Source organism: Mesorhizobium sp. B2-3-4 (genome assembly GCF_006442315.1).
Classification (GTDB): domain Bacteria; phylum Pseudomonadota; class Alphaproteobacteria; order Rhizobiales; family Rhizobiaceae; genus Mesorhizobium.
On the sequence record NZ_VFVY01000023.1, the window covers coordinates 93,302 to 117,785 of the forward strand.

Below are 24,484 nucleotides of genomic sequence, written 5' to 3' on the forward strand. Positions count from 1 at the left end.
CTGTCCTTCGATTGCCCAGATTAGGGGCGATGCAGGACGCTGGATGACCAAGACACCGCTACAGATCGAGATGCCTTTCATCGGACGCTGGCACTATTCGCGCGCCGAGATGATCGCCGACGGGATCGTCCATGCGGTGGGCATTGTCCTGGCGATCGCGGCCGGTTCGGCGCTGCTGGCACTCGCGGCGTTCCGGGTCGGGCCCGGCGAATACATCGCCGCCGCCTTCTATGTCGTCTCGCTGCTTACCGTTCTGTCGGTGTCGCTGACCTACAATCTATGGCCGGTGACCTCGCCGGCGAAATGGATCTTGCGGCGCTTCGACCACGCCGCGATCTATCTCTTGATCGCCGCCACCTACACGCCCTTTCTCGCCCAGTTGGGAGACTCCGCCCTGGCGCGCTGGATGATCGTCCTGGTCTGGGCCGCGGCGGCAACCGGCATTGCCGTAAAGGTATTCTTACCCGGCCGCTTCGACCGGCTGGCGATCGGCTTCTACCTGGCCATTGGCTGGAGCGGCGTCGTGCTGGTCAAGCCACTCGTCGAGACGCTGCCGACCACGTCGATCGTGCTCATCGTCGCTGGCGGCGTCGTCTACTCCTGCGGCGTGATCTTCTTCGCCTGGAAGGGCCTGCGCTTCCACAACGCGCTGTGGCACGGCTTCGTCGTCACCGGCGCCGGCCTGCACCTTGCCGCCATGGTCGATTGTCTGGTCATCAACCGCCTCTGAGCAGCGGCCTCAAAGGGGGCCTGTGGCAATATTGCCAAGCACCATTCAATTTGGTCACAATTCCGTTTAGAGTCGCGAACTACGTGATCGGCGGCACTGGAGCAATTCGAGGGAAAGTGTGATCGGTTTCCCGTTCGGAATTGCGTCAAGGCAAACAGAGCATCGGAAACGGGGCACGGATGGCTTTTCTCAGATCCTTCGGCATGGGCAGGCGCTCCGACGTTCTGATCTACGATCCGCATAAATTGTCGAGTCCGCAGGTCTTTCTGCTGACCATGGTCATCTTTCTGGCCATCGTCGCCTTCATCGCTGCCATCCTGACGCGGCAGATCTCGACCGCTTTCGTCACCAATCCCGGCCTCAACGGCTTGATCGTCGGCGTGCTGGTCGTTGGTATCCTGCTGGCTTTCGCCCAGGTCGGGCGGCTGTTTCGCGAGGTGCGCTGGGTCAATTCCTTCCGCGCCGGCTCGGAGACCACCGAACCCGTGCTGCTGGCACCGATGAAGGCAATGATCGGCCGTTCCTCGGCGACGGCCTTTTCCACCTCGTCGATGCGCACGATGCTCGACTCCATCGCCACGCGCCTCGACGAAAGCCGCGATACCTCGCGCTATCTGGTCGGCCTGCTGGTGTTCCTGGGCCTGCTCGGCACCTTCTGGGGCCTGCTGAACACGATCGGTTCGATCCGCGAGACCATCGAATCGCTCGATCCCGGCACCGGTGATGCGGCGGCCGTGCTCGATTCCCTGAAGCAAGGCCTGTCAGCGCCGCTGGCCGGCATGGGCACCGCCTTCTCGTCCTCGCTGTTCGGCCTCTCCGGCTCGCTCGTGCTCGGCTTCCTCGACCTGCAGGCAGGCCGCGCCCAGACGCGCTTCTACACCGAACTCGAGAACTGGCTGTCCTCGGTAACCGATCTGTCGTCCGACATCGTCGTTTCCGATCCGGCCAAGACCGAACCCTCCGACGAAATCCGACTGTTGTCGGAGCGGCTGCGCAGCATGCAGGAGAATGGCGGCGGCTCCAACCCGCGCGTCGCCACCGCCATGGCCAATCTCGCGGACGGCATTTCCGGCCTGGTCAAGAACATGCGTTCCGAGCAGCAGATTATGCGCGACTGGGTCGAAGCCCAGTCCGACGAACAGAAGGCGATGCGCAACACGCTGGAAAAGATCGCCGACGCGCTGAAGAAGCCCGGAGTGCACTAGCATGGCGCTTGCCAGGGGCCGGCGTACCGATCGCCGCATCGACTATTGGCCGGGCTTTGTCGACGCGCTGTCGACGCTGCTGCTCGCCATCATGTTCCTGCTCACCGTTTTCGTGCTGGCGCAGTTCCTGCTCGGCCGCGAAATCTCCGGCAAGGATACGGCGCTGTCGCGCCTCAATTCGCAGATCAACGAACTGACCCAGTTGTTGGCCCTGGAGCGCTCGAATGCGCAGGACAAGGACGATTCGCTCGCCAATCTGCAGGCGTCGCTGTCGGCGGCGCAAGCCGAGAAGAGCCGGCTCGAACAATTGCTGGCACAAGGTGCCGGCGCCGGCGACGCAGCCAACCAGCGCGCCGCCGAACTGGGTGGCGAACTCGACAGCCAGCGCCAGATCAGCCAGCAGGCGCTGAGCCAGGTCGAGATCCTGAACCAGCAGATCGCGGCGCTGCGCAAGCAGATCGGCGCGCTCGAGGACGCGCTCAACGTTTCCGAAACCCGCGACCGCGACTCCAACACCAAGATCGCCGATCTCGGCCGCCGGCTGAACGTGGCGCTGGCCCAGCGCGTGCAGGAACTGAACCGCTACCGCTCCGACTTCTTCGGACGCCTGCGCGAAATCCTCGCCGACCGCGAGAATATCCGCATCGTCGGCGACCGCTTCGTGTTCCAGTCGGAAGTGCTGTTCCCTACCGGCTCCGAAGTGATCAACGATGCCGGCAAGGTCGAGATGAAAAAGCTCGCCGACGCCATCATCGAATTGCAGAAAGAGATTCCGCCGGAGATCAACTGGGTGCTTCGCGTCGACGGCCACACCGACAACAAGCCGCTTTCCGGCAATGGCCGCTACCGCGACAATTGGGAACTGTCGACGGCACGCTCGACCTCGGTGGTCAAGTTCCTGATCGAAAACGGCGTGCCCGCCAACCGGCTGGTCGCCGCCGGCTTCGGCGAATTCCAGCCGCTCGATCCCGCCGATACCGACGAGGCGCGCAACAAGAACCGCCGTATTGAACTGAAGCTCACCGAACGTTGAACCATCATCACGCGATCTCACGCGAATTTGTTTGTCGGCTCAACTCTAGGGCGCAGGCGACGGCCGGCAAGGCCTGAAAAGATTATCTTTTTTTAATTACACTTCACGCCGAAGCGCTCCTAGCTTGCCGTTCAGGGCCGAGAACCGCCGGCGATGCCTCCCATCGCGACGCGACGGAACTGGACGACCCAAACGGTCGGAAGGCCGAGCGGCAAGGCTGCTCCCTTCCTAGCAGGAGGACGCGCTCATGCGCGCATCGACATCTCTCAAGACTGCAACGCTCGCCGCAATTCTGATCGCCGCACCGATGGCCGGCGCCTACGCCGCGGGCCATCACAAGGGCGCCCTCGACGCGACGGCCCCTACCGATTTGACGGGGCCGCGAGTCGAAGCTCTCATTGAACAGGCTCAAGGCGTCCGACAGGGCATAGTCGACGCACGGCAGGCCAACAACATCACCCCGGCCGTGGCGCAACACCTGGAAATGCGCACCAATCAGATCAGCCAGACGGCCGAGAGGATTGCCGCGTCGGATCACGGCAGGATACCAGCCTCGCAATATCATGACCTGCTGCGTCATCTCGACCGTGTCGACCAGCGTCTGAGGATCGACACCGGCAGCGGTTTCCTGATGGGCGATGGCTCCGACGGCGGAAACTATCCGAACGGCTGAAGCATCCCCTCTGGGCAGGTCCAGGAGGAAGGGACACCTGGCGCCTTCGGGACCCCAATCCCGCGGGCGTCCTTTTTCTTACCGGCCCATCTCGCCTACCAGCCGAACCAGATCGCAATCAGAGCGACCACTGCCGGCACGGTCTGGATGAACAGGATCTTGCGACCCACCGTTGCCGCGCCGTAGAGGCCGGCAATGGCCACGCACAACAGGAAGAAGACCTTGACCTGGAACCCGCCGGCGCCGAGGTAAAGCCCCCAGATCAGGCCCGCGGCGAGAAAGCCGTTGTAAAGACCCTGATTGGCGGCGAGCACTTTCGAGGCATTGGCGAATTCCGGCGTCAGCCGGAATGTCTTGTGCCCGCGCGGCGTGTCCCAGAGCACCATCTCGAGATAGACGATGTAGATATGGATCAAGGCCACCAGCCCGACCAGGATGTTGCCGATCATCTGCTCCCCTCCATGTCGTTGCGGCAGCATTTCACGCTCGGCCTCGCTTGCGCAAGGCGCATCTGCGCGATGGCATCCGAGCAATTCCAGGAAAAGTGTGAAGCGGGTTTTCCGTCCAAAATTGCGTCGAACAGGGTTGGAGCGGTTGCCGGTTTCTGTGAACCGGCGAACCGCTCTGTGGGTTGCCAACGCTTTTGCGTTGGTGTCTTTTCGCGCCGTTCTCAATCACGGAAGCCGCCATGTCCTTTCACAAACTCGACGACCTCGGCCACAAGCTCGAAGCGCTTGAACATGCGCTGGCCATTCTGGGTGCCGACGAAGCAACGCATATGGCCGTCGGTGGCGGCGAGAAGCGCGCCGAGGCGATGGCCGCCCTTGCCGGCATGTACCACGCCAGGGCGACCGCGCCGGAGATAGCGGACTGGATCGCTGCAGCCGAAGGCGAGGCATTGGACGACGAGCAGCGTGCGGCTCTCGCCGAACTGCGGCGCCAATACACCAACCTGACCTGCCTGCCGGTCGAATTCGTCGAACGCCAGACGACGGCGCGCATGCGTTGCGAGCAATTGTGGCGCGACCTGCGCGCCAAGAACGACTGGGCCGGTTTTCAGCCGGCTCTCGCGGGCGTGGTGGCGCTGGTTCGCGAAGAGGCCGCACTGCGCTCCGATGTCCTCGGCCTCGCTCCCTATGACGCGCTGATGGAACAATACGATCCCGGCAACCGCGTCGCCGACATCACCCCCGTCTTCGCCGATCTCAAGGCGTTCCTCAAAGGGTTCGTGCCGGAGGCGCTGGCGATCCAGGACGCGCGGCTGCGCAAGCATCCGCTGAAGCCACTTTCGGGCACCTATGCCATCGACCGGCAGCGCGAACTGGGCCTTGCCATGATGGCTGCTGTCGGCTTCGACCTCACCCACGGCTCGCTGTCGGTGTCGCACCATCCGTTCTGCGGCGGCGTGCCCAGCGACGTGCGCATCACCACCCGCTACAAGACCTCGGATTTTCTCTCGGCATTGATGGGCGTGCTGCATGAGACCGGCCATGCGCTCTATGAACAGAACCTGCCCAAGGCATGGGCGCACTGGCCGCTCGGCAAGGCGCGCGGCATGGCGGTGCACGAAAGCCAGAGCCTGTTCGTCGAAAAGCAGGTCGGCCGCAATCCCGCCTTCTGGCGCTGGGCCCTGCCGGTGGTGGAGAAGCATCTCGGCGAGGCGTGGTCGCTCGACGATATCCTGCCGCATGTACATCGTGTCGAGCGTGGCCTGATCCGCGTCGACGCCGACGAAGTGACCTATCCGCTGCATGTCATCCTGCGCTACGAATTGGAGCAGGAGCTTGTCTCCGGCCGCCTGGAGGTCGCCGACCTGCCCGAAGCCTGGGACGCCAAGATGCGCGAATATCTCGGCCTCTCCACGTCGGAAAATCCCGCCGACGGACCGATGCAGGACGTGCATTGGCCGGGCGCCGCCTTCGGCTATTTCCCCTCCTATACGCTCGGCGCCATGATGGCGGCGCAGCAATGGGCCGCGCTGGTGCGCGCGCATCCTTCGGCCGATGACGACCTGGCAAAGGGAAATTTCGCCGACATCAACGGCTGGCGTCGTGAAAAGATCTGGTCGCAAGGGTCGCGCTGGTCGACACCGGACCTGCTCGAACGCGCCACCGGCGAAAAGCTCAACGCCGTCCACTTCGTCAATCATCTGAAGCAGCGCTACGGCGGGTGACACCGGCCGCCGTGCCGTCCCCGACTTGCACGGTCCTCTGCTGGTCATCGTGCGGGGTCAAGCTTGCGGGATCGCGTCCGTTTTTCTATCACTGGTGGTATCCGACGGTATTTGGCAAGACGTGCGGATCATGCGGGTGGGGTGCTTTCCGGTGACATCTTCTGCGATCAAGCGGCTGTTCTTCCTGATTGCTTTGACGATGTTCTGCGCGCCGGCCATGGCGGACGCCGAAATCCACAAGGGAGCCGCCGGTAGCTGGATCGACAGGGTCGAGCTACCCAGGCCCGACCCGCGTTTCGACAACCAGATCAGGAACGGTACGTCGAACCTTGTGTCGGAGTATCAGATCCGCCAGCGGCCTGACGGCATCGAGACATTCGACCGCTATGCCTACAAGATCGTCGACCGCACCGGCCTCGAGCGCGGCGCCGCCATCAATTTCGAATTCGACCCGGCGACGTCGCAGATCACGATGAACTGGCTGAACATCATCCGCGACGGTGTGGTCATCGAGCGGCTGCCCGGGGCCACGTTCGACGTCTTCCGGCGCGAGAAGGACGCGGAGAAAGGCCTGTTCGACGGCTGGCTCACCGCCTATGTCAATGTCGACGACGTCCGCGTCGGCGACATCATCGACTATGGCAAGACCACGATCAGGACGCCGATCGTCGGCGCGGATCTGTTTTTCCACTCCGTTGCGGTGGCCTGGGGCGAGCCGATCGCGCTCATCCGCGAAAAGGTCATCTGGCCGGCAAACCAGCCCCTGAACATCCGCCAGGTCCGCACCGACATCCAGCCGGAGGTCAAGACCGAAGGCGCGTCGAAAACCTACACCTGGCAAAGCAGCAACCCCGCTCCGGTCAAGATCGAGGATAACCTGCCGGCGGATTTCCTGACCTATCCGACGGTGCAGATCTCTTCGACCGACAGATGGCAGGACGTCGTCGATGCGATGTTGCCCTACTACCGGCTCGATCAGGAATTGCCGGCCGCCTACGTCGCCAAGCTAGACGACATCGCCGCCCGCTACGCCAGGCCGGAAGACCGCATGATCGAGGCAATGCGGCTGGTCCAGGACACCATCCGCTATGTGAGCCTGTCGATGGGCCGCGGCTCCTACATTCCCCGCAGCCCGGGCACGGTGATTGCCAGCGGCTTCGGCGACTGCAAGGACAAGGCCTTGCTGCTTGCCTCCAGCCTTCGCCGGCTCGGCGTCCAGGCCGATCCCGCGCTGACCGATCTCGACGACGGGCTAACACTTGGCGACATGCTGCCGACGATCCGGGCCTTCGACCACGTCATCGTCAAGGCGTCGATCAGGAGCCAGACCTACTGGATCGACGCGACCAATTATCTGCAGGGCGGCCGGGCCGAGAACCTCGTTCCGCCCGACTACGGCTTCGCCTTGCCGATCGTCCCGGGCAGCGCGCGGATGGAGCGGATCGAGCGCAAGGAGCTTTTCCAGCCGACAACCTTCGTCAGCGAGGCGTTCGACTTCCCGAAGAGCAAGGGCGAGGCGCTGAAGCTGACTGTCAGCACCACCTATCGGGACGCGGATGCCGACAGCATGCGCTACAGGCTGGCCTCGCAATCGGCCACCAAGCTCGCCGACGACTATCTCCAGTACTACAACCGCCAGTATCCCGGAATGTCGAGCGTGGCACCGCTGTCGACGCGGGATGACCGCGACGGCAACGTCGTCACGACGGTCGAAGCCTACGAACTGCCGGCCGACGCGCTCGACGAAGATGACCTCGCCAAGAACTTCCCGCTGAAAGCCGATGTCGGCATCAGCAATCTACCTGAGCCGGACATGGTGGGCCGAGGCGGGCCGATCTGGCTCGGCAGTCCGATGTTCAGGCGTCATCAATGCATCGTCAGAAACCTGAAGGCCGAGTTTGTCGGACCCGAGAAATCCGACGACGTGATCACGCCCTATGTCGCCTTCAAGGCGCGCTGGTCGAGCACCCCGACCGAGTTTCAGGTCGATTGGTTCCTGAAGACCATCGGCGACCGGGTACCGGCCAAGGAAATCGGCTCCTATCTGAAGTCGCGCAGGAAGATGGTCGACAACGCGTCCTGGAGTTACAATTTCGCCTATGCCGAGACGGAAGCGAACTGATGCCTGTCGCGTGAAGCAGCATCGGCTCAGGGCGAACCCATGTGCATCAAGACAAGCAAGTAGAGCCTGCTATTCGGCCGCGCCCCTGAAGGCGCTGGCGCCGGTCTCGAACTGCAGCTTGGCCAGCCGGGCATAGATGCCGCCCTTGGCGACCAGGGTCTGGTGCGTGCCTTCCTCGACGATGCGGCCACCATCCATGACCAGGATCCTGTCGGCCTTGAGCACCGTCGCCAGCCGGTGGGCGATGACGATGGTGGTGCGCCCCCGCATCAGCCGCTCGAGCGCCATCTGCACCAGCGTCTCGCTTTCGGCGTCGAGAGCCGACGTCGCCTCGTCGAGCAGCAGGATCGGCGCGTCGCGCAGGATGGCACGCGCGATCGCCACGCGCTGGCGCTGGCCGCCCGACAGCGTCACGCCGCGCTCGCCGACCTGGCTGTCGTAGCCCTTGTCGAGCTTGAGGATGAATTCGTCGGCCAGCGCGTCCTTGGCCGCGGCCTCGATCTCGGCCTCGCTGGCGCCCGGCCGGCCGAAGCCGATATTGTCGCGCGCGCTCGCCGCGAAGATGGTGACGTCCTGCGGCACGATGGCGATGCGCTGCCTGATGGCGACGGGATCGGCCTCACGCACATCGACGCCATCGATCAGGATCCTGCCGGTTTCCGGATCGTAGAAGCGCAGGATCAGCGAAAAGACCGTACTTTTTCCCGCGCCCGAGGGACCGACGATCGCCACCGTTTCACCGGGCTTGACCTGAAAGCTCAGGCCATGGACGGCGGCGCGGTCGGGCCTTGCCGGGTAGGAGAAGGATATATCCTCGAAGCTGATCGCGCCCTTCGCCGTTGCCGGCAGCGGTTTCGGATCGGCCGGCGCCTGGATCGCCGGCGTCTCGGCCAGTATCTCGGTCAGCCGTTCGGCGGCACCGGCCGCCTGCGCGAGTTCGCCCCAGACCTCCGACAGCGCGCCGAGCGCGCCGGCGGCAAACACCGAATAGAGCAGGAACTGGCCGAGCGTTCCGGGTGACAGCGTGCCCTCGAGCACGTCGCGCGAGCCGAACCACAACACCGCCACGACCGAGGAGAAAATGGTGAAGATGGCGAAGAAGGTGAGGAAGGAACGCGCGAAGATCGAGGCGCGTGCTGCCTCGAAGGCGGCCTCCACCGCGCCGGAGAAGCGTCCGGTCACCAGCTTCTCATTGGTGAAGGCCTGCAGCGTGCGCACCGCACCGATCTGCTCGCTGGCATAGGCGGTGGCATTGGCCAGCGTGTCCTGGGCCTGCCTCGACTTGCGCCGCACCGAACGCCCGAAGGCGACCAGCGGCAGCACGATGATGGGAATGGCTGCAATGACCAGGCTCGACAGTTTCGGACTGGTGAAAACCATCATCGCCACGGCGCCAAGCCCGAGGATGACGTTGCGCAGCGCCACGGACGCGGTGGCGCCGACCGCCGACTTGACCTGCGTGGTGTCGGCGGCGAGCCGTGACACGATTTCGCCGGATTGGGCGCTGTCGAAGAAGGCCGGCGACAGCGTCGTCACATGGGCGAAAACGTCGCGCCTGATATCGGCGACGACGCGCTCGCCGAGCGTGATGACGAAATAGTAGCGGCCGGCCGAGGCGGCCGCCAAGAGCGCCGCCATCGCCACCAGCGCCGCGAAATACTCGGCGATGAACGTTGATCCCGACGGCGTGAAGCCATGATCGATCATGCGCCGCACGGCCAAGGGCAGCGCCAGCGTCGTCACCGCAGCGATCGCCAATGAAACGACAGCGCCCGCCACCATTTTCCGGTAGCGGCCTATATAGGGGAACAGGCGGCTGAGCGGCTTGAGCGAGCGGCGGCGCCCGTCTGCGCTGCTGGATTGCGCCATCTCGATGTTTTCCTCTAGCCGCCTTGTCGCATGCGCCTCAATATGCGCTTGCCACGGCCTTGTGATTCAATTTCGGCTGATGTATAGCGACGCCGACCGTTTTAGAAGCCGTGGCTCCTCAATAGCTGCGGCTTCGAGTTTTAAAAAGGGGCGCATCGACGCAGGCTTCTGCCCGTCAGCCGCGCCAGCAAGCCAGGAACCGAGCCATGAAGAGCGCCATTCATCCCGATTACCACACCATCAAGGTCGTCATGACCGACGGCACCGAATACACGACCCGTTCGACCTGGGGCAAGGAAGGCGATACGATGAACCTCGATATCGACCCGACGACCCACCCGGCCTGGACCGGCGGCCAGCAGACCCTGCTCGACCGCGGCGGCCGCCTGTCGAAGTTCAAGAAGCGTTTCGAAGGTTTCGGCCTCTAAGCCGTACTCGCCTACGGAATTTGAGAAACCCGCCCTGGTGGCGGGTTTTTTGTTGCCCGCGCAGCCCTTGCCTACGGATCCAGCAGCTCCCGCAGCGCCATGCGCTTGTAGGCGGCGACCAGCCTGTCACCTTCCGGCCGATCGACCGAGATCGCCAGCCGTATGGCGGCCTCGCCCGTCTGCCAGACCAGGAATGCCGTCGTATCGAGCGCCACAGGATCGGCATCGGGCCGCAAGCGTTTGAGCACGGCCGTCAGAAACGCCGCGTTCGCCCGGCTGTCGGCAAGCTCAAGCGCCCGCAACGCCTTGTCGGCCTGGGTGCCCGACCAGATATCGCGCATCACCGGCTCGGCCAGGAACAGTCCGTAATAGATGTCGACCAGCTCCGAAAACGCCCGGCCCAGTCCCTCCGCATCGGTGACATCCCTGAGCGCCTCCGAGATGCAGGCCTGGCTTTCCACAGTATAGCGTTCGGCCAACGCCCAGACGATCGCCCGTTTGTCGGGAAAGAACTGGTAGAGCGAGCCGATCGACACTCCGGCCCGCTCCGCCACCTCCCCCATGCGCATGGCATCGCTGCCCTGCTCGGCAATCAGCGCCGAGGCGGCCGCCAACATGCGCTCGACCCGTTCGCGGCTGCGCTGCTGGCTTGGCGCCCTGCGCGGCGAGGCGATCTGCTCGTTGGCCGCCGTTCCGTCCATGACTGTCTCCACCAAATGCACTCGGCAAAATCGACTCGAATGGCTTGACAGGTAAAATACGAGGGTTTATCACGTTTTGCAAATGTGAGGATTACTCATGTTTTGAAACAGAGGAAACCATCATGACTGACACCAAACCCATCCTGATCCTCGGCGGCACCGGCAAGACGGGTCGCCGTCTTGCCGAGCGGCTGAGCGCGCACGGCGTGCCGGTACGCATCGGCTCCCGCTCGGCCACGCCGCGCTTCGACTGGGAAGTTCCCGCCACCTGGGGACCGGCACTCGAAGGCGTCGGCGCCGTCTACATCAGCTACTATCCCGACATCGCCGTGCCGGGCGCCGCCGAAGTCGTCGATGCCTTTACTCGCCTTGCCGTGCAGCATGGCGTGCGCCGGCTGGTGTTGTTGTCCGGTCGCGGCGAATACGAGGCACAGCGCGCCGAAGAGATGCTGAAGGCCTCCGGCGCCGACTGGACGATCCTGCGCTGCGCTTGGTTCTCGCAGAACTTCAGCGAAGGCTTTCTCATCGAGCCGCTGCTGGCGGGAGAAGTGGCGCTGCCGGCCGGACCTGTCGGCGAGCCCTTTGTCGACGTCGACGACATCGCCGAAGCCGCCTTCGTCGCGCTGACCGAACCAGGCCATGTCGGCCAGCTCTATGAACTGACCGGGCCGCGGCTGTTGAGCTTCGCCGAGGCGGTTGCCGAAATCGCCAGGGCGGCCGGACGCGACATCCGCTTTGTCAGGATTTCGCATGACGCGTTTACCACCGCGATGGCAGCGCATGACCTGCCGGCCGAATTCGCCTGGCTGCTCAACGAGCTGTTCACGCAAGTGCTGGACGGCCGCAACGCATCGCTTGCCGATGGCGTCCAGCGCGTGCTCGGCCGCGCGCCGAAGGATTTCTCCACCTACGCAGATGAAACCGCCGCAACCGGCATCTGGAGCAACTGAGATGATCAAGCTTCTTCCCACCCTCACCTTCATTGCCGCAATCGGCGCGGGCGTCGTCGGCGGCGTGTTCTTCGCCTTCTCGAACTTCGTCATGGCAGCACTTGCCCGGCTGCCCGTGCCCAGCGGCATCGCGGCGATGAATTCGATCAACGTCACCGTGATCACCCCGACCTTCATGACGGCGCTGTTCGGCACCGGGCTAATCTGTCTGGTGCTTATCGCCGCCGTCTTCATGGGCTGGAGCCAGTCCGGCTCATACTGGCTGCTGGCCGGCGCGGTGATCTACCTGGTCGGCAATCCGATCGTCACCATGATCTTCAACGTGCCGCTCAACGATGCGCTCGCCGCCGTCGACCCGGCCAGCGGTAACGGCGCCGCCGTCTGGGCGAACCATCTGAGCCAATGGGTGATGTGGAACCACGTGCGCACCGTCACCGCCATCGTGGCGATGGCATGCTTCTGGTTCGCCGCGCGTTGACAATATCCCGGGCCGCCATATCTGGGGCATTGTGGCGGCCGGGGCATTCGGGAGAAGAGCCGTGAACGATCCCTATTCCACCATGGCCATCGGCATCGCGATCGGGGTTGGCCTTGGCGCTGCTTTTGGTGCAGCCATGGACGAGCCTGCCGTCGGCATCGGCGTGGGCATCGCTATCGGCGCCGGCATCGGTGCTGTTTTCGGAAAGCGGCGCGGCGAATGATCGCCCGGCTTCGCGCAGGGTCTCAGCTCTTCGCCTTGCGGTCGGCGTGACCGAGGTCGCGGTCCGGGGCGATCACGTCGCGGACCAGTTGCTTGAGTTTCGCCGCTTCCGGAAAACCACCGTCGCGCTTGCGGTCCCAGACCAGCACATCATTGCACGAAATGGTGAAGATGCCGCCGGTGCCGGGGACCAAGGTCACCTCGCCGAGATCGGTACCGAAGGTAGAGAGCAGTTCCTGCGCCATCCAGCCGGCACGCAGAAGCCACATGCACTGCGTGCAGTAGGTGACGACGATCCTAGGTTTATCCGATGTGTTCATTGGTCCGCCTCCAGAACGCGCACGGTCGTGCCGGCAATCCGGTCATGTATTGGCTCATTGCCGAATGCGATGGCCAGCGCGATCCAGCATGGCCAGAGGAAAGCCAGGGCAGACGCGGCAAACGCGATTACGATTTCCAGTTGGGAATAGCTCTGCACGGGTATCGGAAAGGTTTTCCACGCCTGGAAAGCAAAGAAAGCTCCGACCAGCGTAGCGGGTAGGTAGCCCAGGAATTTTACCACCTGCCGACGAACGGCTTTTTGCAAGGCGAGGCCTTCCCTATGCCAATCCAACTCGTCATGGACGAAAAGGGCCAGTACCCCCTTGCCAAGCGACCGGCTGAAAGCCCCCTCCATCACAAGAAGATAGATCGCCAGGACCAGGACCTGGAGGAAGCCTAGATCCAGTGCCGCGGATCGAAAATTTCCGTTTGAATCGAGGTCTATCGAAAGGGTCGATACTGCCTTCGATTGCGAGTCCGTGCTTGTGCCGGCTGCCCATCTGGCCACTGGAAAACCGAAGAAGGATGTCGCACAGACCTGCCAGTCGTAACGGGAAAGCACGGGATCGCTTGTCCCCTTCAAACTGGCGGACTGACAGGTTTTCCAGTTCAGCCAGAAACTGCCCTTTACGCCGCCATCGGTCATCAGAAACAGGGTCGCGACAAGCGCATAAAGAGCGACGAAGATGACAAGGTAGTCGACAATCGAAGCGAGAAGCCGCCGCCAAAGACCGCCTGGCCGAGGCCAGGTCACTGCAGGCTCACCGCCTTCGTCAGTCATCTTCCCCCTCACCGACAACTGACTGAGCTGCAACCTTTGGCGGAAATCCCAAGCAGCGAGGCCATGCTACCCGCCACTAGCACCGTTGGCCATCGCTCAGCCGATCACGCAGCGCTGAGCTTGGCCATGGTCTCGTCGTCGACCTCGAAATTGGCGTAGACGCTCTGCACGTCGTCGTCGTCCTCGAGCGTGGCGACCAGCTTCATCAGCGACTGCGCCCGCTCTTCGTCGACCGGCACGTTGTTCTGCGGCTGCCAGATCGGCTTGACCGATTCCGCTTCGCCGAGCGAAGCTTCCAGTGCCTTCGACACCTCGCCCATGCTCTCGAAGCCGCAATAGATGGTGTGGCCTTCCTCGTCGCTCTCCACGTCGTCGGCGCCGGCCTCGATCGCCGCGTCCATCACCTTGTCGGCGCTGCCGACCGATGCCGGATAATAGATTTCGCCGGCACGGTTCCACATGAACGACACCGAACCGGTTTCGCCGAGCGCGCCGCCGGCCTTGGTGAAGGCGGCCCGCACATTCGACGCCGAGCGGTTGCGGTTGTCGGTCAGCGCCTCGACGATCAGCGCCACGCCGCCGGGGCCGTAGCCCTCATAGCGCACCGCCTCGTAATTCTCGGCATCGCCCGCCGAAGCCTTGTTGATGGCGCGCTGGATATTGTCCTTCGGCATCGACACCGCTTTGGCGTTCTGCACCGCAAGGCGCAGGCGCGGATTCATCGATACGTCAGGCGTCCCGCTCTTGGCGGCAACGGTGATTTCGCGCGCCAGCTTGGAAAACATTTTCGACCGCACCGCGTCCTGACGGCCCTTGCGGTGCATGATGTTCTTGAACTGTGAATGGCCAGCCATGGCACCCCTGTCGTGTTCGGCTAGAGCGTCTTGCCGCGAGATGGGTCACCTCGCCTTCCGCAAAATGCTCGAATTCAAAATATCAGAGCGTCCCTGATGCGTCCGGGTGGACGCGCGGCGCTCTTTGTCGGAATGGCCGGCTTATAGATAAATCGGCTCAATTCGTCCAGCCGCGCCGCGTTGCCGGGCATCCGGCTTGAGGAGATCAGGCAAGCAGGCTCTTTCGGGGCCCGCGTTCTACCCCTCCAGGTCGGACTTCAGCCGGTCGATGATGCCGAGCGCATGGCCGGCATACTGGCTGATCCAGCGGTCGTGTATCTGCTTGATCGGCAGCGCATTGAGATGGTTCCAGCGCTCGCGCCCCTCGCGCCGCGCCACGATCAGTTCGGCCTCCTCAAGCACCTTGAGGTGCAGCATGACGGTGCACCGGTCGATATCGGGAAAGGCCTCGCACAGCATTCCGGTAGTCTTTGGCTCGTCTTTCAGCCGATCCAGCATTTCGCGCCGGCGCGGATGCGCCAGCGCCTTGAAAACATTGTCGTCCTGAGATTGGCTTGACATGTTATGTTTCTATAACATATCGTTTGGCCAAGCAAGGAAGGAGCTGTGGATATGTCCCTTGGATTCAAGGTTTCCGGCCGCATCGGCAGGCCGGTCGCCGAGGTTTTCGATGCCGTCGTCAATCCGAACAAATTGAGCGGCTACTTCACCACCATCGGCGGCGCCAGCGCGCCGCTGCAGCCCGGTGTCGGCGTCGTCTGGTGGGGCAAGGTTCCGGTCGAGGTCGACGAGGTGGTCAAGGACAGCCGCATCGTGCTGCGCTGGGATGCCACCGACGCCGACGGCAAGCCGGCCTACAAGACCCGCATCGAGATGGATTTCGAGCCGCTCGACGATGGCGGCACCTTCGTTACCATCGCCGAAAGCGGCTGGCACGAAGGCGCGGTGGGCCTGAAGAAATCCTACCTCAATTGCGAGGGCTGGTCGCAGATGCTGGCCTGCATGAAGGCCTATGTCGAATACGGCATCAACCTGCGCGACGGTTATTACCGCAGCGAGATGCGCGGCGAACCGGCCAGTGAAAACAACATCTGAACTCCAGGAAAACGGAGCCAGAAATGACCGCGAAGATCACCGGCGGCGTCAACATCGCCATGAAGGTCCCCCCGCACCAGTATGAGGCGACGATCGCCTTCTATCGCGACGTTGTCGGTCTGAAACCGTTCACGGCCAAGGCGCCGGCCGTCGGCTTCGAACTCGGCCCCAACAGGCTGTGGATCGACGAAGCGCCCATGCTGAGCCAGGCCGAGGTTTGGCTGGAGCTTTTCACGCAGGATTTTCCAGCCGCCGCCGAGCGCCTCGCCGAGGCCGGCGTCGTACGCTGCGATGCCATCGAGCCCCTGGGCGAGGGTTTCCGCGGTGGCTGGATCACCAACCCGGCCAGCATCGTTCACATGGTTCGTGAGCCCGATGCCTGGTGAGTTCGGAAAGGAGAACGGCAATGCAGATTCATGAAACGCCGACAGCCGAAGCGGGCATGCTGATCCGGCGACCCGTCGCCGAAGTGTTCGAGGCCATTGTCGACCCGGCGATCACGACAAAATTCTGGTTCACCCATGGCAGCGGCCGGCTGGACGACGGCAAGGAGCTGCGTTGGGAATGGCGCATGTACGGCGTCTCGACGACAGTCCGCGTCAGCGAGATCGTTCCCAACCGGAAGATCGTCATGCAATGGAGCGATCCGCCGACAACCGTGGTCTGGACCTTTGCCGTGATGCCCGACGACGCAACCTTCCTCGAAGTCCGCAATTTCGGCTTTGCCGGCAATGGCGACGAGCAGGTGAAGGAGGCCGTCGGTTCGACCGGTGGCTTCACACTGGTGCTGGCCGGCGCCAAGGCCTGGCTGGAACAGGGGCTGACATTGGGCCTGATCGGCGACCGTCATCCGAAGGGCGTGACGGGGCGCTAAATCGGCTCAGCTTCGCCGCTTTTCCTGTTCGATCACATGGTGGCGGAGCACGCGATTAATCTCGGTTTGATACCCTCCACCTCCGACATGTTCCTTGAACCAGGAGAGCACGTCGGCATCGAGCCGAATGGTCACCGGCTGCTTGATTGGCCGGTAGAGATGCCCGCGTCGGGCATGTATCCAGTTCTCGGCCGGAGCTTCCGGAATGTCGGAAGTATCAATCTCGCTGTCGGGCAGCTCCGCCAGCTTTGTCAGTTGGTCGCGCTGGCCCTGGCTAAGATCCTTCCTGCTCATAGCGCCTCCTTTCATGTGGCGTCGCTTTCCGAGCCCCGACAATCCGAACCCGTTCCTCATCGTCACGGTCAGGATAGGTATGGACAACCAGCATAATCACAACGGCTTGGATCAAGCCGATCGCATGCCATCACTGCTCGCCGTCTTCAAACCGGTCAGGCACGATAAGATGAAACGGATCATCGAATACCTTCCGGGCGAGGTCGAAGGCGACACCGTGCTTGGCAAGATTGCGCCTCGCCTCTTCCGAATCCCATTCGAACCGCATCGCACACGTCAACCACAGTTATGTACGTACAATTCCGTAGGAGTCAAGCGGGTGAACCTAGTGCCCACCCCCGGGCTTCTTCCTTCGCCGCGCCAGCATATTGAGCCCCTCGACCAGCGCCGAGAAACCCATCGCCGCGTAGATGTAGCCCTTGGGCACATGGTAGCCCATGCCGTCGGCGATCAGCGTCATGCCGATCATCAGGAGGAAGCCGAGCGCCAGCATGACGATGCTGGGGTTCTTGGCAATGAAGTTGGCCAGCGGCGTCGCCGCCAGCATCATGACGGTCACGGCGGCGATGACGGCGATGTACATGATGGCGATCTCGTCGGTCATGCCGACGGCGGTGATGATGGAATCGATCGAGAAGACGAGGTCAAGCAGCAGGATCTGGAAGATCGCGCCGGCAAGGCTCATCTGCAGCGTACCGCCGACCATCGTATCCTGGTGGTCGTCGGGGTCGACCGTATGGTGGATTTCCTTGGTCGCCTTCCAGACCAGGAACAGGCCACCGGCGATCAGGATCAGGTCGCGCCAGGAAAAGCCGTGGCCGAAGGCGGTGAAGACCGGCGCCGTCAACTGGACGATGATGGATATGGTGGCGAGCAGCACCAGCCGCATGACCAGCGCCGCCGAGATGCCGAGCCGGCGTGCCCGGGCCCGTTGCGCCTCCGGCAGCTTGTTGGTCAGGATCGAGATGAAGATCAGATTGTCGATACCGAGCACGATCTCGAGCACAACCAGCGTCAGCAAGGCGACCCAGGCTGTCGGGTCGGAAACGAATTGAAAATGCGGCGCCAGGAATTCGATAAGCTGCATGGAGGTCGTCCCCTACGATCTAGAGCAGTGTCGCCGGCAATTAGGTACTGCGAACCCCTATATCAATGTCACGACCAGAAGGATGGTGCCGTTTCTTCAAGCCGCGGCCCGCGACGAAACGGCGCGATCCTCTCGGTCAGCCCCGTGCGATCGGAAATATCGACGCCGACGCCGCACAAGGTCGCCGGTCCCGTCGCCGCCTCGAAACGGCCTTTCGGCACTTTAGACAGGAACCGGTTGAGCGGCTCCTCCTTGTCCATCCCGAGCGAGGAATCATAGTCGCCGCACATGCCGGCATCGGAGAGATAGCCGGTGCCGCCATTGAGGATCTGGTGGTCGGCCGTAGGCTGGTGCGTGTGGGTGCCGACGACGAGGCTGGCGCGGCCATCGACGAAATGCGCGAAGCACATCTTTTCCGAGGTCGCCTCGGCGTGGAAGTCGATGACCACCGCGTCGGCCTGTTCGCCCAGCGGACAGGCGGCGAGTTCGCGCTCGCCGGCCTGGAACGGGTCGTCGAGTTCGGGATGCATGAACACCCGGCCCATGATGTTGGCGACCAGCACCCGCGCGCCGCTTCTGGCCAAGTAGACGCCTGAACCGCGCCCGGGCGTGCCCTTGGGAAAATTCGACGGACGCAGGAAGCGCTGCTCGCGCGGCGCGAAGGCCAGCGCATCACGCTGGTCCCAGACATGATTGCCCGTGGTGACCACATCGGCGCCCGCCGCGATGGTCTCGCGAAAGATCTCTTCGGTAATGCCGAAGCCGCCGGCGGCGTTCTCGCCATTGACGATGACGAAATCGAGTTTGAAGTCGGAGATCAGGCCAGGCAGTTGTTCCCACACCGCGGTGCGGCCTGTCTTGCCGACCATATCCCCAAGGAAGAGAAGTCTCATCTATGCCTGATCCCGAAAAGTTGCATGACTTTTCGGCAAAGATCATGCGTTCAAAGAACTATCTACAATTTTGGCGCGAAGCGGCGCAACCCGCTCTCGGTGAGTATTTCCGGGATGACCACATCATGGGCTTCGTCCGGGACTTGCGAGACTTCTTGGCAGTCGAAGGCGATGCCGATGAGACGGGGGGCGTGCCCCTTGTCGACGAGCTTCGCGATCGCGCGGTCGTAATAGCCGGCGCCATAACCGATGCGGTGGCCACGCGCATCGAAGGCGGCGAGCGGCACCAGCATCACCGAGGGGTCGAGAACCTCGGCCTCGGCATGCGGCCCGACCGTGCCAAAGCCCATGTCGACCATAGGCGCGCCGCGCACCAGCTCGCGAAAGACGATGGTGGTCCTGTCGAGAATGGCAGGCAGGCAGAGCCGTGCGCCCTTCTCGCGCAAGGCGAACATCAGCGGCCTGACATCGACCTCCGAGCGCATCGGCCAGAAGCCGGAGACGATCTGACCGGACCCGACTTCCAGGCGGTCGCGCGCCGTCTCCGCCATTTCGAGCGCCGCCTCCACCCGCCAGAACTCATCGAGCGCATCGCGTCGGGCGAGGGCCTCGAGGCGCAGCTGTTTTTTGAGATCTTTGGAAGAGGTCATGCGGCCAAGGTAGAAAAGGTCAGAGCTGTGCGAGGTCTCAAGAGCGACGTTTTCCACCGCACCATCCACCCAAATGCGTCGGCGCATGCAATAAGTGACGATCCACACAACCGGTGGAGAGGTCGATCCCGGGTGCCTACAAAGTAGGTGGGCGCCGTGTGAGAAAACCCACGGGTCTTCCCAGGGACAGCTCCCTAAGGATCGTTAAGGCCCCGGGGAAAAGTGTCTCCTGCCGGGAAGCGCAGACCGTCTTCTCCAATATAGGCCGATGGCTGGCTAAGCGCCAGAGAGACCGGCCTTCCCAGAGGCTTTATTCGCCACCCGCCTTTGCCACCAGACCAAGGCCGGCACAGCCAGCAGTTCGACGCAGAGCCCGGCAACGTGCCCGAGCGACGGCGCACCGGCCGTGAGCAACGATGCCAGCCGTGCCAGACCACCGGTGAAAGTGCAGGCGGCAAGCAGCCGAAACCGCTCGGTCTTCGTCTCAATGCCAGGAATGCAGCTGTACCAGGCGATGCCGATGGCCAGGAAGACGCCGGACAGAAAGCGAAAGTGGCTGTCGAGATCGACCGGCCATGGCGCCGCGACATGCAGGAATTCCGGTCCCGACAGGATGCCTGCGATGCCGACCAGGACCGGCGTTGCCGCAAGCACGCCTACTACGATCTGCAGTGCCGCCTTGCCGGATACGCTTCGATTCACGACACTTTCCCCTTTGGCCCATTGTCTGACCTGCGTTAGCAACGAATATTTCGATCGCGGGTTTCAAGCCCGTTCGTCACAACCTGCCCAGACTTGCGCGGGTGACGCCCCATCCTTAGGGTCGCCGCAAACGGCCAGGAGAGAAAATGCGTTTCGAAGGTACAGCTGCCTATGTCGCCGACAAGGATCTGATGGTCGCGGTCAATGCCGCGATCGCACTGGAGCGGCCGTTGCTGGTCAAGGGCGAGCCGGGTACCGGCAAGACGGAGCTTGCCCGCCAGGTGGCTGCGGCACTCGGCCTCGATCTCATCGAATGGCACGTCAAGTCGACGACGCGGGCGCAGCAGGGCCTCTACGAATACGATGCCGTCTCACGCCTGCGCGATAGCCAGCTCGGCGACACCAGGTTCAACGACATCAAGAACTACATCCGGCGCGGCAAGCTCTGGGAGGCGTTCTCGGCCGGCAAGAAGGTCGTGCTTTTGATCGACGAGATCGACAAGGCCGATATCGAATTCCCCAACGATCTGTTGCAGGAACTCGATAAGATGGAGTTCTTCGTCTACGAGACCGGCGAGACGATCCGCGCCGCAGTGCGCCCCATCGTCATCATCACCTCCAACAACGAGAAGGAACTGCCGGACGCCTTCCTGCGCCGCTGCTTCTTCCACTACATCCGCTTTCCCGACGTCGACACGCTGCACAGAATTGTCGACGTCCACTATCCCGGCATCAAGCAGAACCTGGTGCGCGCGGCGCTGACCCAGTTCTACGAAATCCGCGATGTGCCCGGCCTCAAGAAGAAGCCCTCCACCTCGGAAGCGCTCGACTGGATACGCCTGCTGGTCGCCGACGACATCGCGCCCGAGGATCTTCGCGCCGACCCGAAGAATGCGTTGCCCAAGCTGCACGGCGCGCTGCTGAAGAACGAACAGGACGTGCACCTGTTCGAACGGCTGGCCTTCATAGCGCGGCGGCAGCAATAGCGCTTTTCCCGCCCGTGGACCGTTGCCGGCAAACGGCCTCTGCCGCAGCCTTCCGGTCAAAGCTTTGGAGGAGAAAATATGACCGAGATAACCGTCCGCCCGCTGGCGCAGACCGACCACGCCGACTGGCGCCGCCTGTGGACCGACTATCTGACCTTCTACGAGACCAAGCTGCCGGAAGAGGTCTATGCCATAACCTGGAAGCGGCTGTTCACCGAAGGCGAGTTCGAGCCGAAAGGTTTTATCGCGACGCTCGACGGCAAGGCCGTCGGCCTGACCCACTATCTCTATCACCGCTCCGGCTGGTCGGAGAAAAACAACTGCTACCTGCAGGATCTCTTCGCCGACCCGGACGTGCGCGGCAAAGGCATTGGCGCTGCGCTGATCAAGGCGGTCAAGGACGAGGCTGCGAAGATCGGCGTCAAGAATGTCTACTGGATGACGCACGAGACCAACGCCACCGCCCGCAAGCTCTACGACCACGTGGCGCGCCGCACCGGCTTCATCGAGTATGATCTGCTGTGACGCGATTTGAACGGCGGGAACGCGCTGAATGACCTACTATGTCGGGATTTTGGACGGTGCCGATAACGTCTGGGGAGTTCGGATACCCGACCTTCCAGGCTGCCATGGAGGCGGCGCGAGCCCTGACGAAGCAGTTGCCGACGCAGTGCTCGCGGCATGCGAATGGACCGAGATACACGTTGCCAAGCGCCTACCCGTTCCTAGCCCACGTACGCTAGCTGATCTGCTCGGCGAAATCGATAATATCGCGGGTGAGTCCGCTGTGAGCATTGGTTAGAGACAGCCATGTTCATCCCCTTCTTCCTCGAACTGAAGGCCGCGCGTGTTCCGGTTTCGCTCAGGGAATATCTGTCGCTGCTGGAGGGTCTGGAGGCCGGGCTGGTCGACTACGACGTCGAGGGTTTTTACTACCTTGCCCGCGCCGCTTTGGTGAAGGACGAACGTCACATCGACCGCTTCGACCAGGTGTTCGCGCATGTCTTCAAAGGCATTGAAGCGTTGGGCGGACCTGATGCGGTCGACGTCGCCAATATTCCCGAGGAATGGCTCCGCCGGCTCGCCGAAAAGCACCTCACCGAGGAAGAGAAAAAGCTGGTCGAGGCGCTCGGCGGTTTCGAAAAACTGATGGAGACCTTGAAGCAGCGGCTGGAGGAACAGAAGGGCCGCCACCAGGGCGGCTCGAAATGGATCGGCACCGGCGGCACCTCGCCCTTCGGCGCCTATGGCTACAACCCCGAAGGCGTGCGCATCGGCCAGCGCGAGAGCCGCAACCGTCGCGCGGTGAAAGTCTGGGAAAAACGCGAATTCAGGAATTTCGACGACGCGGTCGAACTCGGCACCCGCAACATCAAGATCGCACTGAAACGCCTGCGCCGCTGGGTGCGCGAGGGCGCCGAGGAGGAGTTCGACCTGCCCGGCACCATCCACGCCACCGCCGAGCACGGCTATCTCGACGTCAAGACGCGGCCCGAGCGGCGCAATGCGGTGAAGCTCCTGATGTTCTTCGATGTCGGCGGCTCGATGGACGACCATATCAGGAGCGTCGAGGAGCTTTTCTCGGCGGCGCGCGCCGAGTTCCGCCAGCTCGAATATTTCTACTTCCACAACTGCCTCTACGAAGGCGTGTGGAAGGACAATCGCCGCCGTCATGCGCAGGTTACGCCGACTTTCGACCTCCTCCACAAATATGGCCCGGACTATAAGGTCATCGTCGTCGGCGATGCCTCGATGAGCCCTTATGAGATCGCGCATCCCGGCGGCTCGGTCGAGCACTGGAACCCGGAAGCCGGCGCCGTCTGGCTCGGCCGGCTCCTGCAGCAATGGCCGAACGCAGTGTGGTTGAATCCCGAGAGCGAAAAGAACTGGGGCTACACCCATTCGATCGCGATGATCCGCGACATCTTCGGCGGCCGCATGTTTCCCATGACGCTGGCCGGTCTGGAAGCAGCGACCAAACAGCTTTCAAGGAAGCACTGAAAGACAGGGAAGAAAACATCCGATGACCAGCTTCCTTTGCCTGCAATGCGGCGTCCAGTTCGAGGCAACGCAGGCGCCGCCCCGCCGCTGCCCGATCTGCGAGGACGAGCGGCAGTTCGTGCGCTGGGAAGGCCAGGCCTGGATAACCCCGGAAGAACTCGCCGCCACCCATCGGCTGGCGATGAAGGACGATGCCGGCGTCCTCGCCTTCGGTATCGAGCCACGCTTCGCCATCGGCCAGCGCGCGCAACTGGTGGAGACGCCGCACGGCAATGTGCTGTGGGATTGCATCCCCATGGTGAGTGACGAGGCGGTGGCCGAGATCAACCGCCGTGGCGGCCTGGCGGCGATCGCCATCTCGCACTGCCATTTCTATTCGGCGATGGCGCAGTGGAGCGAGGCGTTTGGCGGCGTGCCGATCTATCTCCACGCCGATGACCGGCAATGGATCATGCGGCCGCATCCCGCGATCGTCAGCTGGCAGGGCGATACGCTGCGCCTCAATCCCTCTGTCACCCTCATTCGCTGCGGTGGCCATTTCGCCGGCAGCCAGGTGCTGCACTGGGCGCGCGACGGCGGCAACGCCATCCTGACCGGCGATACCGTGCAGGTGACGCCGACGCGCCGCCATGTCAGCTTCATGTACAGCTACCCCAACCAGATTCCGCTGAACGCAGCCGCCGTGCGCCGCATCGCCGCGGCGCTCGAGCCGTTCGATTTCGACGACATACGCGGTGCCTGGTGGGACCTGAACATCATCGGCGGCGGGAAATCCGCCTTCGACGCGTCGGTCGCACGCTATCTCGCGGCCATTGCTTGAAACCCTAAGGAAAATGCGCGCAAAACCGGTAACAAATGCCTATGTTGGTGCGAACATGAGGTTGCAAGCAATAACGAGCCGCCAAGGCTGAGGAGATCAAATGGACACCCACACCTATCCCGTCACCCGCACCGATGCCGAATGGCGCGCCCGGCTGACGCCAGAGCAATACGCGGTCATGCGCAACCATGGCACCGAGCGGCCGGGAAGCTGCGCCCTGCTCTACGAGAAGCGGGCCGGCACGTTTTCCTGCGTCGGCTGTGATCAGCCGCTGTTCCAGTCCACGCTGAAGTTCGAGAGCGGCACCGGCTGGCCGAGCTTCAACGATCCAGTGCCGGGCTCGGTCGAGACCACCGTCGACCGCAGCTACGGCATGGTTCGCACCGAATGCCATTGCGCGCGTTGCGGCAGCCATCTTGGCCATGTCTTCGAGGACGGCCCGCCGCCGACCGGCCTGCGCTACTGCATCAATGGCGTGGCGCTGAAATTCGAGCCGGCGACCTGAACAAACGTCAACATTCCTCGCGAAGGGCGGCTGCGGC

The 24,484-nt window shown here is 63.0% G+C and carries 31 protein-coding genes and 1 other RNA gene; 18 read left to right on the top strand and 14 right to left on the bottom strand.

Annotated elements, in window-relative coordinates:
* The first annotated feature begins 43 nt into the window (after positions 1-43).
* The 4 genes from FJ967_RS28120 to FJ967_RS28135 all read left to right on the top strand — a co-directional run bounded on the left by FJ967_RS28120 (position 44) and on the right by FJ967_RS28135 (position 3,641).
* Positions 44-730, top strand: coding sequence for a hemolysin III family protein (locus FJ967_RS28120; protein ID WP_140735570.1), 687 nt, complete (start codon positions 44-46; stop codon positions 728-730).
* 179 nt (positions 731-909) lie between these two features.
* Positions 910-1,935, top strand: a complete 1,026-nt coding sequence (locus tag FJ967_RS28125; RefSeq protein WP_140735571.1) for a MotA/TolQ/ExbB proton channel family protein — start codon at positions 910-912, stop codon at positions 1,933-1,935.
* Position 1,936: 1 nt separating this feature from the next.
* Positions 1,937-2,968, top strand: a complete 1,032-nt coding sequence (locus tag FJ967_RS28130; protein ID WP_140735572.1) for a peptidoglycan -binding protein — start codon at positions 1,937-1,939, stop codon at positions 2,966-2,968.
* 247 nt (positions 2,969-3,215) lie between these two features.
* Positions 3,216-3,641 (top strand): hypothetical protein, encoded by a 426-nt coding sequence (locus FJ967_RS28135; protein ID WP_140735573.1) that lies wholly within the window; start codon positions 3,216-3,218, stop codon positions 3,639-3,641.
* A gap of 95 nt (positions 3,642-3,736) precedes the next feature.
* On the opposite strand, the gene FJ967_RS28140 is transcribed toward FJ967_RS28135, so the two are convergent.
* Positions 3,737-4,090, bottom strand: a complete 354-nt coding sequence (locus FJ967_RS28140) for a DUF1304 domain-containing protein (RefSeq protein WP_140735574.1) — start codon at positions 4,088-4,090, stop codon at positions 3,737-3,739.
* Positions 4,091-4,329: 239 nt separating this feature from the next.
* On the opposite strand from FJ967_RS28140, the gene FJ967_RS28145 reads away from it, so the two are divergent.
* Together FJ967_RS28145 and FJ967_RS28150 are read left to right on the top strand one after the other, a co-directional pair.
* Positions 4,330-5,814 carry a carboxypeptidase M32 gene (locus FJ967_RS28145; protein ID WP_140735575.1) on the top strand — a complete coding sequence of 495 codons (1,485 nt, stop codon included), beginning with the start codon at positions 4,330-4,332 and terminating at the stop codon, positions 5,812-5,814.
* A 151-nt stretch (positions 5,815-5,965) separates the two neighbouring features.
* Entirely contained in the window at positions 5,966-7,936 is a 1,971-nt protein-coding gene (locus tag FJ967_RS28150) for a DUF3857 domain-containing protein (RefSeq protein WP_246675418.1), read from the top strand.
* 69 nt (positions 7,937-8,005) lie between these two features.
* Here the strand turns inward: FJ967_RS28150 and FJ967_RS28155 are convergent, their stop codons facing one another.
* Complete coding sequence (locus FJ967_RS28155; RefSeq protein ID WP_140735577.1) at positions 8,006-9,805, bottom strand: ABC transporter transmembrane domain-containing protein; 1,800 nt, start codon at positions 9,803-9,805, stop codon at positions 8,006-8,008.
* Positions 9,806-10,011: 206 nt separating this feature from the next.
* Between FJ967_RS28155 and rpmE the strand changes: the two genes are divergently transcribed.
* A complete protein-coding gene (gene rpmE / locus FJ967_RS28160; protein WP_010912060.1) occupies positions 10,012-10,233 on the top strand; it encodes a 50S ribosomal protein L31 in 222 nt (73 codons plus the stop codon).
* Positions 10,234-10,304: 71 nt separating this feature from the next.
* Here rpmE and FJ967_RS28165 read toward each other — a convergent pair whose 3' ends face one another.
* The gene (locus FJ967_RS28165; RefSeq protein WP_140735578.1) at positions 10,305-10,934 is read right to left on the bottom strand and encodes a TetR/AcrR family transcriptional regulator; all 630 of its coding nucleotides are present in this window, start codon (positions 10,932-10,934) and stop codon (positions 10,305-10,307) included.
* Between the two features lie 122 nt (positions 10,935-11,056).
* Here FJ967_RS28165 and FJ967_RS28170 point away from each other — a divergent pair, with 122 nt between their 5' ends.
* From FJ967_RS28170 to FJ967_RS33545, 3 genes are all read left to right on the top strand, one after another.
* Positions 11,057-11,884, top strand: a complete 828-nt coding sequence (locus tag FJ967_RS28170; RefSeq protein WP_140735579.1) for an NAD(P)H-binding protein — start codon at positions 11,057-11,059, stop codon at positions 11,882-11,884.
* Position 11,885: 1 nt separating this feature from the next.
* Positions 11,886-12,362, top strand: a complete 477-nt coding sequence (locus FJ967_RS28175) for a DUF1772 domain-containing protein (protein WP_140735580.1) — start codon at positions 11,886-11,888, stop codon at positions 12,360-12,362.
* Between the two features lie 61 nt (positions 12,363-12,423).
* On the top strand, positions 12,424-12,585 hold the full coding sequence (locus tag FJ967_RS33545; protein ID WP_181176174.1) for a hypothetical protein: 162 nt from the start codon (positions 12,424-12,426) through the stop codon (positions 12,583-12,585).
* 22 nt (positions 12,586-12,607) lie between these two features.
* Here the strand turns inward: FJ967_RS33545 and FJ967_RS28180 are convergent, their stop codons facing one another.
* The 4 genes from FJ967_RS28180 to FJ967_RS28195 all read right to left on the bottom strand — a co-directional run bounded on the left by FJ967_RS28180 (position 12,608) and on the right by FJ967_RS28195 (position 15,101).
* Positions 12,608-12,904: a SelT/SelW/SelH family protein gene (locus tag FJ967_RS28180; RefSeq protein WP_140735581.1), complete on the bottom strand. Its 297-nt coding sequence runs from the start codon at positions 12,902-12,904 to the stop codon at positions 12,608-12,610.
* The gene (locus FJ967_RS28185) at positions 12,901-13,686 is read right to left on the bottom strand and encodes an RDD family protein (RefSeq protein WP_140735582.1); all 786 of its coding nucleotides are present in this window, start codon (positions 13,684-13,686) and stop codon (positions 12,901-12,903) included. The genes FJ967_RS28180 and FJ967_RS28185 overlap by 4 nt, the downstream gene beginning before the upstream one ends.
* A gap of 104 nt (positions 13,687-13,790) precedes the next feature.
* A complete protein-coding gene (locus FJ967_RS28190) occupies positions 13,791-14,540 on the bottom strand; it encodes a YebC/PmpR family DNA-binding transcriptional regulator (protein ID WP_140735583.1) in 750 nt (249 codons plus the stop codon).
* Between the two features lie 237 nt (positions 14,541-14,777).
* Positions 14,778-15,101 (bottom strand): helix-turn-helix domain-containing protein, encoded by a 324-nt coding sequence (locus tag FJ967_RS28195; RefSeq protein ID WP_140735584.1) that lies wholly within the window; start codon positions 15,099-15,101, stop codon positions 14,778-14,780.
* A 51-nt stretch (positions 15,102-15,152) separates the two neighbouring features.
* Between FJ967_RS28195 and FJ967_RS28200 the strand changes: the two genes are divergently transcribed.
* From FJ967_RS28200 to FJ967_RS28210, 3 genes are read left to right on the top strand one after another with little or no spacing between them, the layout of a single operon-like run.
* Positions 15,153-15,635 carry an SRPBCC domain-containing protein gene (locus FJ967_RS28200; protein ID WP_140735585.1) on the top strand — a complete coding sequence of 161 codons (483 nt, stop codon included), beginning with the start codon at positions 15,153-15,155 and terminating at the stop codon, positions 15,633-15,635.
* Between the two features lie 23 nt (positions 15,636-15,658).
* Positions 15,659-16,021 carry a hypothetical protein gene (locus tag FJ967_RS28205; RefSeq protein ID WP_140735586.1) on the top strand — a complete coding sequence of 121 codons (363 nt, stop codon included), beginning with the start codon at positions 15,659-15,661 and terminating at the stop codon, positions 16,019-16,021.
* A gap of 20 nt (positions 16,022-16,041) precedes the next feature.
* Complete coding sequence (locus tag FJ967_RS28210) at positions 16,042-16,509, top strand: SRPBCC family protein (protein ID WP_140735587.1); 468 nt, start codon at positions 16,042-16,044, stop codon at positions 16,507-16,509.
* A gap of 6 nt (positions 16,510-16,515) precedes the next feature.
* Here FJ967_RS28210 and FJ967_RS28215 read toward each other — a convergent pair whose 3' ends face one another.
* The 7 genes from FJ967_RS28215 to FJ967_RS28245 all read right to left on the bottom strand — a co-directional run bounded on the left by FJ967_RS28215 (position 16,516) and on the right by FJ967_RS28245 (position 20,135).
* Entirely contained in the window at positions 16,516-16,803 is a 288-nt protein-coding gene (locus FJ967_RS28215; RefSeq protein ID WP_140735588.1) for a BrnA antitoxin family protein, read from the bottom strand.
* A gap of 130 nt (positions 16,804-16,933) precedes the next feature.
* Positions 16,934-17,071: a BrnT family toxin gene (locus FJ967_RS33830; RefSeq protein ID WP_246675419.1), complete on the bottom strand. Its 138-nt coding sequence runs from the start codon at positions 17,069-17,071 to the stop codon at positions 16,934-16,936.
* 57 nt (positions 17,072-17,128) lie between these two features.
* Positions 17,129-17,890, bottom strand: coding sequence for a TerC family protein (locus FJ967_RS28225; RefSeq protein ID WP_140735589.1), 762 nt, complete (start codon positions 17,888-17,890; stop codon positions 17,129-17,131).
* Positions 17,891-17,958: 68 nt separating this feature from the next.
* The gene (locus tag FJ967_RS28230) at positions 17,959-18,783 is read right to left on the bottom strand and encodes a YmdB family metallophosphoesterase (protein ID WP_140735590.1); all 825 of its coding nucleotides are present in this window, start codon (positions 18,781-18,783) and stop codon (positions 17,959-17,961) included.
* A 62-nt stretch (positions 18,784-18,845) separates the two neighbouring features.
* Positions 18,846-19,433, bottom strand: a complete 588-nt coding sequence (locus FJ967_RS28235; RefSeq protein ID WP_140735608.1) for a 5-formyltetrahydrofolate cyclo-ligase — start codon at positions 19,431-19,433, stop codon at positions 18,846-18,848.
* A gap of 95 nt (positions 19,434-19,528) precedes the next feature.
* A non-coding RNA gene (gene ssrS, locus FJ967_RS28240) (6S RNA) lies at positions 19,529-19,684 on the bottom strand.
* Between the two features lie 25 nt (positions 19,685-19,709).
* Positions 19,710-20,135, bottom strand: a complete 426-nt coding sequence (locus FJ967_RS28245) for a DUF4345 domain-containing protein (protein ID WP_140735591.1) — start codon at positions 20,133-20,135, stop codon at positions 19,710-19,712.
* A 146-nt stretch (positions 20,136-20,281) separates the two neighbouring features.
* Between FJ967_RS28245 and FJ967_RS28250 the strand changes: the two genes are divergently transcribed.
* The 5 genes from FJ967_RS28250 (at position 20,282) to msrB (ending at position 24,447) form a co-directional block, all read left to right on the top strand.
* Complete coding sequence (locus FJ967_RS28250; protein WP_140735592.1) at positions 20,282-21,121, top strand: MoxR family ATPase; 840 nt, start codon at positions 20,282-20,284, stop codon at positions 21,119-21,121.
* 78 nt (positions 21,122-21,199) lie between these two features.
* Entirely contained in the window at positions 21,200-21,646 is a 447-nt protein-coding gene (locus FJ967_RS28255; RefSeq protein ID WP_140735593.1) for a GNAT family N-acetyltransferase, read from the top strand.
* A gap of 285 nt (positions 21,647-21,931) precedes the next feature.
* On the top strand, positions 21,932-23,122 hold the full coding sequence (locus FJ967_RS28265; protein ID WP_140735595.1) for a VWA domain-containing protein: 1,191 nt from the start codon (positions 21,932-21,934) through the stop codon (positions 23,120-23,122).
* Between the two features lie 22 nt (positions 23,123-23,144).
* The gene (locus tag FJ967_RS28270) at positions 23,145-23,942 is read left to right on the top strand and encodes an MBL fold metallo-hydrolase (protein ID WP_140735596.1); all 798 of its coding nucleotides are present in this window, start codon (positions 23,145-23,147) and stop codon (positions 23,940-23,942) included.
* Between the two features lie 100 nt (positions 23,943-24,042).
* Positions 24,043-24,447 carry a peptide-methionine (R)-S-oxide reductase MsrB gene (msrB, locus tag FJ967_RS28275; RefSeq protein ID WP_140735597.1) on the top strand — a complete coding sequence of 135 codons (405 nt, stop codon included), beginning with the start codon at positions 24,043-24,045 and terminating at the stop codon, positions 24,445-24,447.
* The last annotated feature ends 37 nt before the right edge of the window (positions 24,448-24,484 follow it).